The sequence below is a fragment of the Burkholderia sp. LMU1-1-1.1 genome (assembly GCF_040675865.1).
In the GTDB taxonomy this organism is placed as follows: Bacteria; Pseudomonadota; Gammaproteobacteria; order Burkholderiales; family Burkholderiaceae_D; genus Rugamonas.
Genome location: NZ_JBEGHG010000078.1, coordinates 253,183 through 266,578, shown reverse-complemented (window position 1 = coordinate 266,578; position 13,396 = coordinate 253,183). Strand labels below are relative to the sequence as shown.

At 64.5% G+C, this 13,396-nt stretch carries 13 protein-coding genes; 9 read left to right on the top strand and 4 right to left on the bottom strand.

Features of this window, described 5'->3' with window-relative positions; genetic code table 11:
• Positions 1–46 precede the first annotated feature (46 nt).
• The 7 genes from MRBLMU1_RS30835 (at position 47) to MRBLMU1_RS30805 (ending at position 6,801) form a co-directional block, all read left to right on the top strand.
• Complete coding sequence (locus MRBLMU1_RS30835) at positions 47–559, top strand: hypothetical protein (RefSeq protein ID WP_363510091.1); 513 nt, start codon at positions 47–49, stop codon at positions 557–559.
• A complete protein-coding gene (locus MRBLMU1_RS30830) occupies positions 556–1,101 on the top strand; it encodes a hypothetical protein (RefSeq protein ID WP_363510089.1) in 546 nt (181 codons plus the stop codon). The genes MRBLMU1_RS30835 and MRBLMU1_RS30830 overlap by 4 nt, the downstream gene beginning before the upstream one ends.
• Complete coding sequence (locus MRBLMU1_RS30825) at positions 1,098–3,050, top strand: secretin and TonB N-terminal domain-containing protein (RefSeq protein WP_363510087.1); 1,953 nt, start codon at positions 1,098–1,100, stop codon at positions 3,048–3,050. Before MRBLMU1_RS30830 ends, MRBLMU1_RS30825 begins: the two co-directional genes overlap by 4 nt.
• Before the next feature lie 2 nt (positions 3,051–3,052).
• Entirely contained in the window at positions 3,053–3,553 is a 501-nt protein-coding gene (locus MRBLMU1_RS30820; RefSeq protein WP_363510085.1) for a type II secretion system protein, read from the top strand.
• 4 nt (positions 3,554–3,557) lie between these two features.
• Positions 3,558–3,935 (top strand): type II secretion system protein, encoded by a 378-nt coding sequence (locus tag MRBLMU1_RS30815; RefSeq protein WP_363510083.1) that lies wholly within the window; start codon positions 3,558–3,560, stop codon positions 3,933–3,935.
• Positions 3,910–4,422 (top strand): type II secretion system protein, encoded by a 513-nt coding sequence (locus MRBLMU1_RS30810; RefSeq protein ID WP_363510081.1) that lies wholly within the window; start codon positions 3,910–3,912, stop codon positions 4,420–4,422. Before MRBLMU1_RS30815 ends, MRBLMU1_RS30810 begins: the two co-directional genes overlap by 26 nt.
• Positions 4,423–4,551: 129 nt before the next feature.
• Entirely contained in the window at positions 4,552–6,801 is a 2,250-nt protein-coding gene (locus MRBLMU1_RS30805; RefSeq protein WP_363510080.1) for a M4 family metallopeptidase, read from the top strand.
• Between the two features lie 12 nt (positions 6,802–6,813).
• Here the strand turns inward: MRBLMU1_RS30805 and MRBLMU1_RS30800 are convergent, their stop codons facing one another.
• Positions 6,814–8,445, bottom strand: coding sequence for an S-layer protein (locus MRBLMU1_RS30800; protein WP_363510078.1), 1,632 nt, complete (start codon positions 8,443–8,445; stop codon positions 6,814–6,816).
• A gap of 163 nt (positions 8,446–8,608) precedes the next feature.
• Here MRBLMU1_RS30800 and MRBLMU1_RS30795 point away from each other — a divergent pair, with 163 nt between their 5' ends.
• Positions 8,609–9,835, top strand: coding sequence for a M24 family metallopeptidase (locus MRBLMU1_RS30795; RefSeq protein ID WP_363510076.1), 1,227 nt, complete (start codon positions 8,609–8,611; stop codon positions 9,833–9,835).
• Positions 9,836–9,837: 2 nt separating this feature from the next.
• Complete coding sequence (locus MRBLMU1_RS30790; RefSeq protein ID WP_363510075.1) at positions 9,838–10,074, top strand: hypothetical protein; 237 nt, start codon at positions 9,838–9,840, stop codon at positions 10,072–10,074.
• Between the two features lie 121 nt (positions 10,075–10,195).
• Here MRBLMU1_RS30790 and MRBLMU1_RS30785 read toward each other — a convergent pair whose 3' ends face one another.
• From MRBLMU1_RS30785 to paaY, 3 genes are all read right to left on the bottom strand, one after another.
• Positions 10,196–10,624: a hypothetical protein gene (locus MRBLMU1_RS30785; RefSeq protein ID WP_363510073.1), complete on the bottom strand. Its 429-nt coding sequence runs from the start codon at positions 10,622–10,624 to the stop codon at positions 10,196–10,198.
• 78 nt (positions 10,625–10,702) lie between these two features.
• Positions 10,703–12,766, bottom strand: coding sequence for a phenylacetic acid degradation bifunctional protein PaaZ (gene paaZ, locus MRBLMU1_RS30780; RefSeq protein WP_363510071.1), 2,064 nt, complete (start codon positions 12,764–12,766; stop codon positions 10,703–10,705).
• Positions 12,767–12,783: 17 nt separating this feature from the next.
• Complete coding sequence (gene paaY / locus MRBLMU1_RS30775; RefSeq protein WP_363510069.1) at positions 12,784–13,395, bottom strand: phenylacetic acid degradation protein PaaY; 612 nt, start codon at positions 13,393–13,395, stop codon at positions 12,784–12,786.
• Position 13,396: the final 1 nt, after the last annotated feature.

The window sequence follows — 13,396 nt, the reverse complement described above, 5'->3', positions numbered from 1 at the left end:
AAGCCCACATCTGGCGAGCCGGCTGGTTTGGGAAGCGCGGCGACACATGCGTGTTACGGGCGCCGGCGCGGTGATCGGCATCGCTTGCACCCTGCTTGCGCTGCTGGTCCAGTGGCATGCGACGCAACTGGAACAGCAACGGATCTCGCTGACCGCGCAGCTGAACACCGCCGCGCGCACGGCCGCGATACCCCGCGCCCCGGTGATAACCACCGCCAGCGGCGTGGCCGCGTTCTTCAATCACCTGCCTCCGCACGATGCGATTCCCGACCAGCTCAAGGAACTGGTCCGGTTGGCGCAGCAAAACAACATCCCCTTGGCCAAGGCGGAATACAAGCCTGAGCAGGACGGCAACGCCGGATTCCTGCGCTACCGGATCACGCTGCCCGTCAAAGCCGATTTCGCCAACGTTCAAAACTTCCTCATCACCGCGCTGCAAACGCTGCCGACGCTGACGCTGGAGTCGATCGCCTTCAAGCGCGAGCAGATCGAGGCGGGCGACGTCGAGGCCCGCATCCAGTTCGTTCTGCTGGTGCGCAGGCAGGAGGAGCGGCGATGAGGAAAATCGTACTAGGCACGGCGGCCGTGGCGACATTGCTGGCCGCGTGGTTCGCGCCGGAACAGGATGGCGGCGTGGTCGGGCCGGCGGCGGCCACCACCCGCGAGGTGTCCGTCCCCGCAGGCACTCCGCAACCGGACGCGCCCCCGCCGGCAATCGACGCCGTGGAAGGGGCGCCCGCGTCCGGCGTCGATCTGCAAATACACTCCCGCGTGGTGGACGATGAACTGGGTAACGTGTTCGCAAAACAAAGCTGGGCGCCGCAGTCCCCGCTCAAGGTGATGGTGGAACCAACGGCCCCAGCGCGCCAGGGCGCGACGCCATCGGGTCCGCCGCCGCTGCCGTTCCAGTTCATGGGACGCTTCACCGACGAAGGCAAAACCGCTTACTTCCTGCAGATCGATGGCCAGAACGTAGTCGCCCGTCCCGGCGAAAAAATCAACGACAGCTACCTGCTCGACAGCGTCAGCGGCGACACGATGAATTTCATCTATCTGCCGCTCAATCAGAAACAATCTCTCGTCGTAGGGGACACCAATTGAACAAGACCATCGCCACACGGTTCCACGTGATCGCCGCCAGTCTGCTGTTGTGCGCCTGCGCCGGCAACCAGACCTTCAAGGAAGGCAACGCGCTGTTGGACGCCGGCCAGATCGACCAGGGACTGGCCAAGCTGGAACAGGCGGCGCGGGAAGACCCGCACAACGCCGAATACCGGATCGTTCTATTGAACCGCAGGCTCAAACTGGTAAACGCCATGAACAGCCGCGCCGACGCGCTGCGCCTCAAGGGCCAGGGCGCGGAGGCGGCCAAGCTGTATGAGCAGGCGTTGACGATCGATCCGTCCAACCAGGTAGCGCGCCAGGGCCTGTCGGCGCTGACGCAGGACCAGCGCCACCAGCAGGTGATGGCGGACGCCGAAGCGCTCTACCAGCGCGGCGGAGAAGCGGACCTCGAGCAGGCGCAGGAACTGCTGCGTCCCGTGCTGGCCCAGCGTCCGGGCCAGCGCGACCTGCTACGGCTCAAGGCGCGGTTGAACGACGCGCAAACGCGCCTGCGGCCGGCAAACGGACGGCTGGCGGCCGCCTACCGCAAGCCGGTCACGCTGGAGTTCCGCGACGCGCCGGTGCGCGCGGTGTTCGATTTCATCGGCAAGGTGTCGGGCCTGAACTTTGTCTTCGACCGCGAGGTCGATCCCGCGCTGCGGGCGACGATCTCGGTGCGCGACACCAGCATCGAGGAGGCCATCGGCATGCTGCTCAGCGCAAATCAACTGGAGCAAAGCATCACCGGCGACCGTTCCATTACCATTTATCCCAACAATCCGCAGAAGGTGAAGGACTACCAGCAGCTGGTGGTGCGCAACTTCCTGCTGGCGAACGCCGACGTCAAGACCGTGGCGTTCTCGCTCAAGACGCTGCTCAAGGCCAGGGACATCGTCACCGACGAACGTATCGGCAGCATCATCATGCGCGACACACCGGCCATGATCCGCATGGCCGAACGGATCATCGCCATGCAGGACGTGGCCGATCCGGAAGTCATGCTGGAGGTGGAGGTGCTGGAGGTGAAGCGCACGCGCGGCCAGGAGCTGGGCATCCGCTGGCCCGATTCGGCCGGCCTGACCCTGCTGGGCAGCGGCGAGTTCGGCGCCTTGAATGTGGGCGATCTGCGGCACATCAACAGCGGCAAGATCGGCCTCGAACTGGGTTCGGTGAAGCTGAACGCCAACAAGACCGACACGGACAGCAATATCCTGGCCAATCCGCGTATCCGCGTGCGTAACAAGGACAAGGCCAAGGTACTGATCGGCGACCGCGTGCCGGTTATCACGGTGACGACCAACAATGGCGTCAGCGCCGACAGCGTCAATTATGTGGACGTGGGGCTGAAGCTGGATGTCGAACCGAATGTGTATCTGGACGACGAGGTGGCCATCAAGATCAACCTGGAGGTGAGCAGCGTGGTCAAGGAGATCATCAGCAAATCCGGCACGCAGGCCTACCAGATCGGCACGCGCAGCGCGGCCACGGTGCTGCGGCTGAAGGATGGCGAGACCCAGGTGCTGGCGGGGCTGATCAACGACGAGGACCGCACCACCGCCAACAAGATCCCCGGCATCGGCGATCTGCCGATGATGAGCCGCCTGTTCGGCAGCCAGAAGGACGACTCGACCCGCAGCGAGATCGTGCTGTCGATCACCCCGCGCATCCTGCGCTCGATACAGCGCCCGGAACTGCCGGCGGCGGAATTCTACTCGGGCACCGAATCCGATGTCGGTGGACGCGGTCAGTCCGGCGTCACCTTGGCCTCGGCAGGTGACATGGCGCAGGGCGTGGCACAAGACGGCGCGCCCACGCAGCCGGTGGCGGACAACCCGGCGATCGGCGGCGGTTCCGGCATGACCGGCGCCGATAGCGTGCTGATGCCGCAGGCGGCCAAGCCGGAACCCGCCGGCCAGGCGCCGTATGCGCCGAGGAAGGGCCAATAGCCATGCCTCGCAAAAGCCAGCGCGGCTTCACCTTCATCGAACTGATGATCACACTGGCCATCCTTGCGACGCTGGCGATGGTAGCCGCGCCGATGGCGCAGGTGGCGGTGCAGCGCGAGCAAGAGCGTCAACTGCGCACCGCGCTGATCGAGATCCGCGAAGCCATCGACGCCTACAAACGGGCCGCCGATAACGGCCGCATCAAACTGGCGATCGGCGACTCGGGCTATCCGAAAAAGCTGGAAGACCTGGTCAACGGCGTGCCGGACCTGCGCAGCCCGCGCAAGCAGAATATGTACTTCCTGCGCCGCCTGCCGCGCGATCCCTTCGCGCCGCCCGAGGGCAATGGCAACGGCTTCGCCAGCGCCGGTGCCGGTGGCGGCTGGGCCCTGCGCTCCTATGCGTCGCCGCCGGACAACCCGGCCGAGGGCGAGGACGTTTTCGACATCAGTTCCCGCTCCACGAAAACGGGACTGAACGGCATTCCGCTCCGCCTATGGTGACCTCATGAACAGAATAAACAAGGGATTCACGCTGGTCGAACTGCTGGTGGTGTTGGCGATCATATCGCTGCTGCTGACGATCGCCCTGCCCCGCTATTTCAGCTCGGTCGACAAATCGAGGGAGATCGCTTTGAGGGAGAACCTGCAGGTTCTGCGCAGCGGCATCGACAAATACTACGCCGACAAAGGCGAATATCCGGCCGCGCTGGCCGATCTGGTGAACCACCACTACTTCCGCAAAATCCCGCTGGACCCGGTGACGGAATCCGCATCGACCTGGCAACTGCTGCCGTCCGCCGACGCCGAGAAGCCCGGCGTGGCCGATATCCGCAGCGGCGCCAAGGGAAAGACACGCGATGGCACGCCATATCAACAGCTCTAGCCAACGCCGCCAGCGCGGCTTTGCCTACCTGTGGACGCTGATGCTGGTGGCGTTCATGGGCGTCGGCCTGACCATCGGCGCAGACCTGTACGCGACCGCCGCCCGGCGCGACAAGGAGCGTGAGCTGCTCTTCATCGGCCACGAGTTCCGTCACGCGCTGGAGCGCTACTACAACGCCGGCGCGGCGGGCCAGAACCAGTACCCACTGACGATGGAGGACTTGCTGAAGGACCCGCGCTTCGCCAATCCCAGACGCCACCTGCGCCGGCTGTACACCGATCCGGTGACCGGCAAGGCCGATTGGCATCTGGTGCTTCAGCAGGGCCGCATCGTCGGCATCCGCTCCGCGTCCACGCAACGGCCGATCAAACAGGACAACTTCGACGACGACGATGCCGGCCTAGCCAAAAAATCGCGCTATGCCGATTGGGTCTTCACGTATCCCCACGATCTTTTCACCGTCTCGCAGGGCGGCGATAAAAAGTAGTGCATGATTAATAAAATTTTTTGATCTGGGACATAACACCACAGGCGCGGACGGTCTAGCGTGACTCATCCGCTTTTGCGGACTCGGCGCCATCAATCGATGCCCGCCGGAACGGATTCGGAGGATGAGATGAACCTGCACACGCCCCTACTTATCACACGCATCGCCGCATGCATCGCCACCGCCGCCATGGCCGCGACCACCACGGCGCAAGCGGCCATCCAGCTGATGGCGGCGCCGATCACGCCCCCATCCCCGCAGGAGAGCGCGGGACTGGTATCGAAACTGACCGCGCTCGAAAGGTCGCGCGGCATCCCGGCCGACTACGGCTTCCGCATCAGCGCTCAGCATCCCGGCGTCGTCGGCCAGAAGATCACGCGCGCGCAGCACACCTTCAAGGGCCTGCGGGTGTTCGGCTCGGAGTCGGTGGTGGTCACCAACAACGCCGGAGAGATCATCAGTTCCTCGGTCTCGGACCGCCGCCCCGGCCTGGTCCCCGGCGCGGCCGCCACGCCGGTGGACATGAAACCGGCGCTGACGTCCGAACAAGCGATCGATGTCGCCGTGAGGTCGGTCTCGCCGCATGGTGTTCACCGCTGGACGCCGAGCGCCGAACTGCTGCTCTATCCGATCATGAAGACGGTGCGCGTGGCCTCGGCGGCCAACAAACCGGAAGCCGAACTCAATGCGCTCGATGTCCAGGATGTGGTCGAGCGCCACGAGCTGGCCTACTATGTGCGGACCCGCATGGCGCAGGACGGCAAGCCGTTTTACTACGACACCGTGGTCAACGCCCGGACCGGCGCGATCATCGACCAATGGAAAGCGCTGCAAACGGTCATCGGCCAGGGCAAGAGCCAGTATAACGGCGAGGTGCCGATCAGTACCTCGCAATCGGGCGGCACATTCCAGATGCTCGACCCGATGCGCGGCACCGGCGGAAAATTCGGCGGCATGGCCATCACCAACGCCAACCACAGCTCGTCCAACAATCCCAACCCCGGCAGCGTGTACACCAACAGCACCAACACCTGGGGCGACGGCCTGCAGTACAACGGCGGCAGCACCACCGACGCCAATGGACAGACCGCCGCCGTCAACGCGCTATGGGGCCTGATGAACACCTACGACACCAACAAGAACGTACTGGGATGGCAGTCGCTGGACGGGAACAATACCTCGACCTACATCGCCGTCCACGTCGACAAGAACTACGACAACGCCTTCTACGACGACAGCTGCAAGTGCATGTACATCGGCGACGGTTCCTTTTTCTATAGCCTGGGATCGATCGACGTGATCGGCCACGAGATGTCGCACGGGGTCACCGCGTCCACGGCGGACCTGATCTACTCCGGCGAGTCGGGTGGCTTGAACGAATCGAACTCCGACATCGGCGGCGACATGGTCGAAGCCTATGCGCGCGCGGGCGGCACCGGCGACGTGGTGCCGGCGACCGGCAACGATTGGATGACGGGCAAGGAGATCAGCAAGAGCGGTGAACCGCTGCGCTGGATGTACAAGCCGAGCAAGGACGGAAGCAGCCCGGATGCCTGGAGCAGCTCACTCAAGAGACTGGACGTGCACTACTCCAGCGGCCCGAACAACCGCATGTTTTACTTCCTGTCCCAGGGATCGAACGCCGATCCCGCCAGCGACCATTACAGCAAATACCTGGTCAAGCAGCCGGCGGCGATGACCGGGATCGGCAACGACAAGGCCTATCGCATCTGGTTCAAGGCGCTGACCACCAAGTTCACATCGTCGACCAACTATGGGGATGCCCGCAAAAAGGTGCTGGCGTCCGCCCAGGAACTGTACGGCGCCGACTCCAAGGAAGCCGTCGCCGTCAAACGCGCCTACGCGGCCATCAACGTCGGCGCCGATATCGACGAAGACGGCGGCGGCGACGACGCCACCGAACTTGTTGTCAATGGCGGTTTCGAAGACGGAACCTCGGGCTGGCGCGGCACCACCAGCACCATCGGCAGCCTGCCCGGCCAGACCGCGCACGAGGGCACCAGGTTCGCCTGGATGGGCGGCAAAGGCCGGAAGACCAGCCAGACATTGACCCAGGCGGTGACGATACCGGCGGAATCGACCAGCGCGGAGCTGAGCTTCGCGCTGCACATCGACAGCGCCGACACCACCAACACAGCCCACGACACGCTGGTGGTCACGGTACGCGGCAGCTTGGGCCGGGTGCTGCGCACGCTGGCCACCTACTCCAACGCCGATGCCGCCGACGGCTACAAGATCCGCACCTTCGATCTCAGTGAGTTCAGGGGCAAGCAGGTGACGCTGCACTTCGCGATGCGCGAGAACGCATCGCTGAAGACCTCCTTCGTCCTCGACACGGTCAGCCTGCTCGCCAAGTGAGGGCAGTTCCGATTACCGCAGCGTGACGAACACCGGGTTCGAATAGAACCACAGGCTGCGGTAGTTACGGTCGTTGATGTCGTTGAAGCGCTGGGTGTTGTCGGTGGTGCCGGTGCGCTGGTCCGCCAGCGGCTCGCCGCCCTGGGTCAGGCCGGCGACATCGGTGCCGAGATTGGTGCCGCGCAGGCGGTAGTACTGGTTCTTGCTGGCGGTGGTCTCGTAGCTGATGGTGAAGTAACCGTCGGCGTCGACCTTCCAGTCGGCGCTGGTGAAGCGCTTGACCACCTTGGCGCTGGCGTTGGTGGCCACGCTGTAGGCGGCGCTGCCCTGGGCTGCTTTGGGTCCGACATCGCCGACGATCAGGTCGACGTGATCGACCACCGGCTTGACGTTGGCGGCGGTGCCGCTGTCGACCGGCTTCTCGTAGTTGTTCTTCGCGGGAGTCTTGAAGCGGATCGTGACGACCACCTTCTCGCCGCTGGCGACCTTCAACTCGCCGCCCATCTCCTTGCGATCGTCCTTGCTGGCCAGGTTGAAGTCCAGCGCGTTGATCAAATCACCGTAGACCGAGAACATTTTTCCCGAACGTAGACCTTGCAGCAGGTCCTTCGTGGCCGGCACGCCCTGGGCTGCGTTGAACACATAGTTCTTCGCGTACTCGCCCGGGAAGTAGCCGCTGCTGTTGCCGTTGACGATCTTGAAGTGGGTGTCGGAATCGGTCAGGTTCCAGACGCGGCGCCCTTCGCCCAGCAGCGCGTCCCACACGCCGCCGACCTTGGCCACCACGTAATCGACGCCGCCGTAGGCGCGCAGCGGCGCGTTTTCCGGCGTGTAGGCGGCGGTGTAGCCGCCGCGATCCGGTTCCATCTGGTTGCCAACCATGCCTTCGATGGCAAACATGATGTTCGGCGCGATGTCGTTGAAGCGGCGGAAGTCATCGACCGTGTAGCTGCCCTTGTTGCGCGACGGGTGGTTGATGACCGCGTAGCTGGTGTCCGGATAGTTATCCTTCAACCAGCTGATCGCCTTGAGCGCATCGTCGGCGGTCTTATTGTAGCGGGTCTCGCCGTACTTGGCCTTCCACGCGGCGACGTCGGCGGCGTCGAACATGGCCGGGTCGCGGGTGGTGAACAGGTATTCGAATTCCTTCATGCCCTTGGTGCTGGCGGTCAGCTTGTCGGTTCCCTGGAACAGGCCGATACCGATATGGTCGTGAGTCGGCATATCCCATTCGAAGCCGCTGAAAATCAGCTTGTCGGCGTAGGTGCCGGCCGCCTGCAAGGCCTGCACATGCGGGATCTCGTAGCGCTCCGCGCCGATCGACATCGGAATCGACGTATCGAGCTTGTTGCCCTTCTCGTCGCGCGTCGATACGCGCAAGTGGTTGGACACCACCATCCAGTCCAGGCCAAAAGTGGTGAAGGCCTTGCCCAGAACCTTGTCCAGCGTCTGGCTGACATCCGCGTCGGCCGACTGCGTCGTGTGGGTGTGCAGATCGCCGGCCATCCAGCGGCCGCTCGGCAACGGCGGCACGCTGCTGTTGACCGGTTCATCGCCGCCGCCGCACGCGACGGCCGCCACCAGAATGGCGGCGGCCGTCGGAATCAACAGAAGACGGGTGGAGAAGGTTTTTTTGCGCTGCATGCTATTGTCCTGAAAGTGAGTGCGGAGAAGCCGGCACACTATCATTTGCTTGTTACGGCACGATGACCGGGCGGCAAGCGCCGTGCGCAAAACTGCTATCATCGGGGGCTGTCGCGGACCGGCTCCGCACACGTTCGAAAACTCAAACAGGGATGTTAAAAAAATGACCATTGGCGGAAAGACCATAGAGCAGGCTTTGTCGACGTTATCCGATATGACCGCGGGCGCGGTCCCGATCGGCAAGGAAGAGCATCTGCAGCGCGTCGAACGCGCCCAGGCCTTCATGCGCCAGCAGGGCATCGCGGCGATCTACGTCAACGCCGGCGCCAACATGACCTACTTCACCGGCACCAAGTGGCACGCCAGCGAACGCATGGTCGGCGCGATCATCCCCGCCAGCGGCGCGGTCGAATACATCGCCCCCGCGTTCGAGGAAAGCACGCTGAAGGACTTCATGCTGGTCGAGGGCGCGGTCAACTGCTGGCAAGAGCATGAAAGTCCCTACCAGCTGTTCATCGATACGCTCAAGCGCATGGGCATCGCGCCCGCCGCCGGTGCGGCCGCGCCGCGCGTCGGCATTTGCGAAAGCGCCGCCTTCTTCATCTTCGACGGCATCCGTCCGCTGGCCGAAGGCTACGCGCTGGAGAACGCCAGCACCGTGACGGCGCACTGCCGCACCCGCAAATCGGCCAACGAAATCGCCCTGATGCAGCGCGCCAAGGACATGACGATGGCGGTCCATGTGGCCGCCGCCAGCATTCTGCGCGAGGGGATCACCACTGTAGAAGTGGAGGAATTCATCGACCGCGCGCACCGCAAGGTCGGCGCCACGGGTTCGTATTTCGTCATCGTGCTGTTCGGCGAGGCGACCGCGTATCCGCATGGCGTGAGCTATGTGCAGACGCTCAAGCCGGGCGACACGGTGCTGATCGATACCGGCTGCAAGCTGCACAACTACATTTCCGACATCACCCGCACCTATGTGTACGGCGAGATCAGCGAGCGTCAGCGTTCGGTGTGGAACAGCGAGAAGGCGGCGCAACTGGCGGCCTTCAACGCGGCGCAACTGGGCGTGCCGTGCGAGGAAGTGGACCAGGCGGCACGACGTTCGCTGGAGGCCGACGGTTTCGGACCCGGCTACAAGCTGCCGGGCCTGCCGCACCGCACCGGTCACGGCATCGGCCTCGATATCCACGAGTGGCCGTATCTGGTGGGCGGCAACAAGACGCCGCTGGACGTGGGCATGTGCTTCTCGAACGAGCCGATGATCTGCATCCCCGGCGAATTCGGCGTGCGCCACGAAGACCATTTCTACATGACCGAAAACGGTCCGAAGTGGTTCACCGAACCGGCGCACAGCATCGACGATCCGTTCGGCCTGGCGCGCTGAGAGTGACGATGCAGACTGCGACGATACTCAGCCTGGCCGCCTCGATAACGTGTGTCGGCCTTTTCACGAAGCAGAAAAACTGGGTGCTGGCGGCGGCTTTTGCTTTTTCCTCGATCTACACGATCCTGGACAAGGCGATATACATCGCGGCGGTGCCGGCGTTTGTCATCCCGTGGTGCGCGTATATCTTTTTCGCGCTGGTAGGCTACGAGGTTTTCCGGAAGGTTGTCCTCAGCTAACCAAAGAAATGGGGTCAAGTCTGACATTCGGACACGGACTGAAGCACAATGCTGTTCAGCTCGTGTCCGAATGTCAGACTTGACCCCCGCAGGGTTCGTGTTTTAGTGGTGCGGCTAACGCTCATGCCCCGATGCGTTTGAGGGCGCGGTGGAAGCGCAGCGGGACGGTGACGGGGAATTCGTTTCCGACCGGCCGGCCGACGATGATCGGGCCGAACATCGCGCGCAGCGGCGAGGCGCTTTTGCGCACGAAGGTGCGGCCTTGCGCCGTTTCCTCCGCCGGGATGTAGCCGAATTGGGCGATCCGGCCGAGGAAGGCGGTGCTGCCCTCCGCCGACACCATGCCGCGCACCGGCAGGTGCTCGATCGCCGCCGAGGCGATGTAGCCGGCGAAGCCCAGCAAAACTATCCGTAGCACGCCAACCAGGTCCCAGCCGCGCGGCAGCTGCGTCACAACAAACAGACATAGCACCGCCACGCCGATGGTCAACCAGCTGCGCGGGTTTTCCAGCGGGTTGAGAACGATTTTGTGTTTGGTGATGCTCGCCATGAATGCCGCCTGCTTAAAAATAAAGCGCTATTGTACCGGCGGCGACCAAAAAGGAAAGCGCCCTCCCCCTACCTTCCATTACGCGCGCTTCATCACCAGCGTGAGGATGTCGTAACTGGCCACCAGTTCGTCGTTCTGGTTGGTGACCTGCACGTCCCACGCGACCACGCCCTGGCCGACGCCCTTGTCGTCGGTGCGGTTGCGGTCCACCTTGCGCTTGCACGTCAGGCGCGCGCGGATGGTGTCGCCGATGGCGACCGGCGTGATGAAGCGCAGGTTGTCCAGCCCATAGTTGGCCAGCACCGGTCCCGGAGCCGGCGAGACGAACAGCCCGGCGGCGGCCGACAGCACGAAGTAACCGTGCGCGATGCGCTTGCCGAACTGCGTGTCCTTGGCGGCGATGTCGTCGAAGTGCATGTAGAAGTAGTCGCCCGAGACGCCGCCGAAGTTGACGATGTCCGCCTCGCTCACCGTGCGGCGATGCGTGAGCAGCGAGTCGCCGATCTTCAGGTCTTCGAAGTGCCTGCGGAACGGGTGCACTTCGCTCTCCTGCACCCTGGCGCCGCGCACGTATTCTCCGGTGACGGCCGCCAACATCGTCGGCGATCCCTGCACCGCCGCGCGTTGCAGGAAGTGGCGCACCGCGCGGATGCCGCCCAGCTCCTCGCCACCGCCGGCGCGCCCCGGGCCGCCGTGCTTGAGCTGCGGCAGCGGCGAGCCGTGGCCGGTCGAGTCGACCGACGCTTCGCGCTCCAGTATCAGCACGCGGCCGTGCGAGGCGGCGGCCACCGGCACGGCGTAGGCGGCGATGGCCGGCTCCTTCGTCACCAGGGTCGAGACCAGGCTGCCCTTGCCACGCGCGGCCAGCGCCAGCGCTTCGTCGATGCCGTTGTAGCTGATGATGGTGCTGACCGGGCCGAAGGCCTCGACATCGTGCACGGCGTCGTTGACCATGCCGTCGCGGCACAACAGGAGCGTCGGCGCGAAGAAGGCGCCGTCGGCGACGCCGTCGCCCAACGGGTTAAACCCGTCTTGTTCACCGAACAGCACCTCGTTGCCGCGCGCAAGCATCGCCAGCCGCCCTGCGACGTCGCGCTGCTGGTCCCTGGACGCCAGCGCGCCCATGCGCACGCCCTCGACCGACGGATCGCCGACACTGACCTTGGCCAGGCGTTCGCGCAGCCGCGTGCCAACCGCGTCGACCATGTTCTCCGGAACGATGATGCGGCGGATCGCTGTGCATTTCTGCCCCGCCTTGCCGGTCATCTCGCGCGCGACCTCCTTCACGAACAGGTCGAATTCGGCGTCGTCCGGCGTGACGTCCGGCGCCAGGATGGCGCAGTTGAGCGAGTCCGCTTCGGCGGTGAAGGGCACTGAATTGGCGATCAGGTTGGGGGTGACGCGCAGCTTCGCGGCGGTGTCGGCGGAGCCGGTGAAGGTAACGACGTCGGCGCCGCCCAGGCGGTCCAGCAGATCGCCGGTGCCGCCGATGACCAGTTGCAGCGCGCCTTCCGGCAGCAGGCCGGATTCGTGCATCATGCGCACCACCGCCTCCGTCAGGTAGCTGGTGGCGGTGGCGGGCTTGCCGATGCACGGCATCGCCGCCAGGAAGCTGGGGGCGAACTTCTCCAGCAGGCCCCAGATCGGGAAGTTGAAGGCGTTGATGTGCACAGCCAGGCCGCCGCGCGGCACCAGGATGTGGGTGCCGGCGAAGCCGCCGTTTTTACCGAGCGCCATGGCCGGACCTTCATGCAGCACGTTCGACGACGGCAGTTCGCGCCCACCCATGCTGGCGTAGGCGAACAAGGTGCCGGTGCCGCCTTCGATGTCGACCCAGCTGTCGGCGCGGGTGGCGCCGGTCAGATGCGAGATCGCGTACAGCTCCTCCTTGCGGCCGACCAGATACAGCGCCAGCGCCTTCAGGCGCGCGGCACGCTGCTGGAAGTCCAGCTTCATCAGCGCCGGCACGCCGGTCTTGCGGGCATAGGCGACGGCTTCGCCGAAGTCGATCCGCTCGGCGTGGGTGTGATAGATCAGCGAGTTGTTCAAGGCGCTGTGCAGCGGCGTCGAGGCTTCCCGGCCGATCCAGCGGCCGCCGATCAGGCTTTGCAGGGTTGATACCGGGGTTGAAATTCGTGCCATGTTGTGTTCTCCGTGATTTATGCCGAGGCGTTCTTGTGCAGGTGCAGCGGCAGCGAGCTTTCCCACTCGATGCGCTTGCGGTCCGCTTCCACTTCGGTCAGCGCGTCGACCTCGCGCATGGTTTGCATGGACCGCACGGCCAGCTCCTGGTATTGGCCGGTGCCGGCGGTCTTCCATTGAATCTCGTCATCGCGCAGCTCGCGCACCACTTTGGCCGGCGTGCCGACCACCAGGCTGCGGGCCGGCACCTCCATGCCGGCGCGGACGAAGGTCATGGCGGCGACAATGCTGTCCGCGCCGATGACGGCGTTATCCATGATTACGCTGTTCATGCCGACCAGCGCGTTGCGTCCGATGCGGCAGCCGTGCAGCACGGCGCCATGGCCGATATGGCCGTCCTGCTCGACGACGGTGTCGGCTCCGGGGAAGCCGTGCATCACGCAGGTATCCTGCAGATTGGCGCCTTCCTCCAGTATCAGCCGCCCGAAGTCGCCCCGCAGCGCCGCCAGCGGACCGACATAGCAGCACGGGCCGACTATGACGTCGCCGATCAGTACCGCGCTGGGATGCACGTAGGCGGTCGGATGGACCACCGGAGTGACACCATTGATCTCATAGACCTTGACCATG

Bases quoted from the DNA above. Each gene is read 5' to 3' on its own strand.
- MRBLMU1_RS30835 (WP_363510091.1), top strand. From the start codon at position 47: ATGCGTGTTACGGGCGCCGGCGCGGTGATCGGCATCGCTTGCACCCTG.
- MRBLMU1_RS30830 (WP_363510089.1), top strand. From the start codon at position 556: ATGAGGAAAATCGTACTAGGCACGGCGGCCGTGGCGACATTGCTGGCC.
- MRBLMU1_RS30820 (WP_363510085.1), top strand. From the start codon at position 3,053: ATGCCTCGCAAAAGCCAGCGCGGCTTCACCTTCATCGAACTGATGATC.
- MRBLMU1_RS30815 (WP_363510083.1), top strand. From the start codon at position 3,558: ATGAACAGAATAAACAAGGGATTCACGCTGGTCGAACTGCTGGTGGTG.
- MRBLMU1_RS30810 (WP_363510081.1), top strand. From the start codon at position 3,910: ATGGCACGCCATATCAACAGCTCTAGCCAACGCCGCCAGCGCGGCTTT.
- MRBLMU1_RS30805 (WP_363510080.1), top strand. From the start codon at position 4,552: ATGAACCTGCACACGCCCCTACTTATCACACGCATCGCCGCATGCATC.
- MRBLMU1_RS30800 (WP_363510078.1), bottom strand. From the start codon at position 8,445: ATGCAGCGCAAAAAAACCTTCTCCACCCGTCTTCTGTTGATTCCGACG.
- MRBLMU1_RS30795 (WP_363510076.1), top strand. From the start codon at position 8,609: ATGACCATTGGCGGAAAGACCATAGAGCAGGCTTTGTCGACGTTATCC.
- MRBLMU1_RS30785 (WP_363510073.1), bottom strand. From the start codon at position 10,624: ATGGCGAGCATCACCAAACACAAAATCGTTCTCAACCCGCTGGAAAAC.
- paaZ (WP_363510071.1), bottom strand. From the start codon at position 12,766: ATGGCACGAATTTCAACCCCGGTATCAACCCTGCAAAGCCTGATCGGC.
- paaY (WP_363510069.1), bottom strand. From the start codon at position 13,395: ATGGTCAAGGTCTATGAGATCAATGGTGTCACTCCGGTGGTCCATCCG.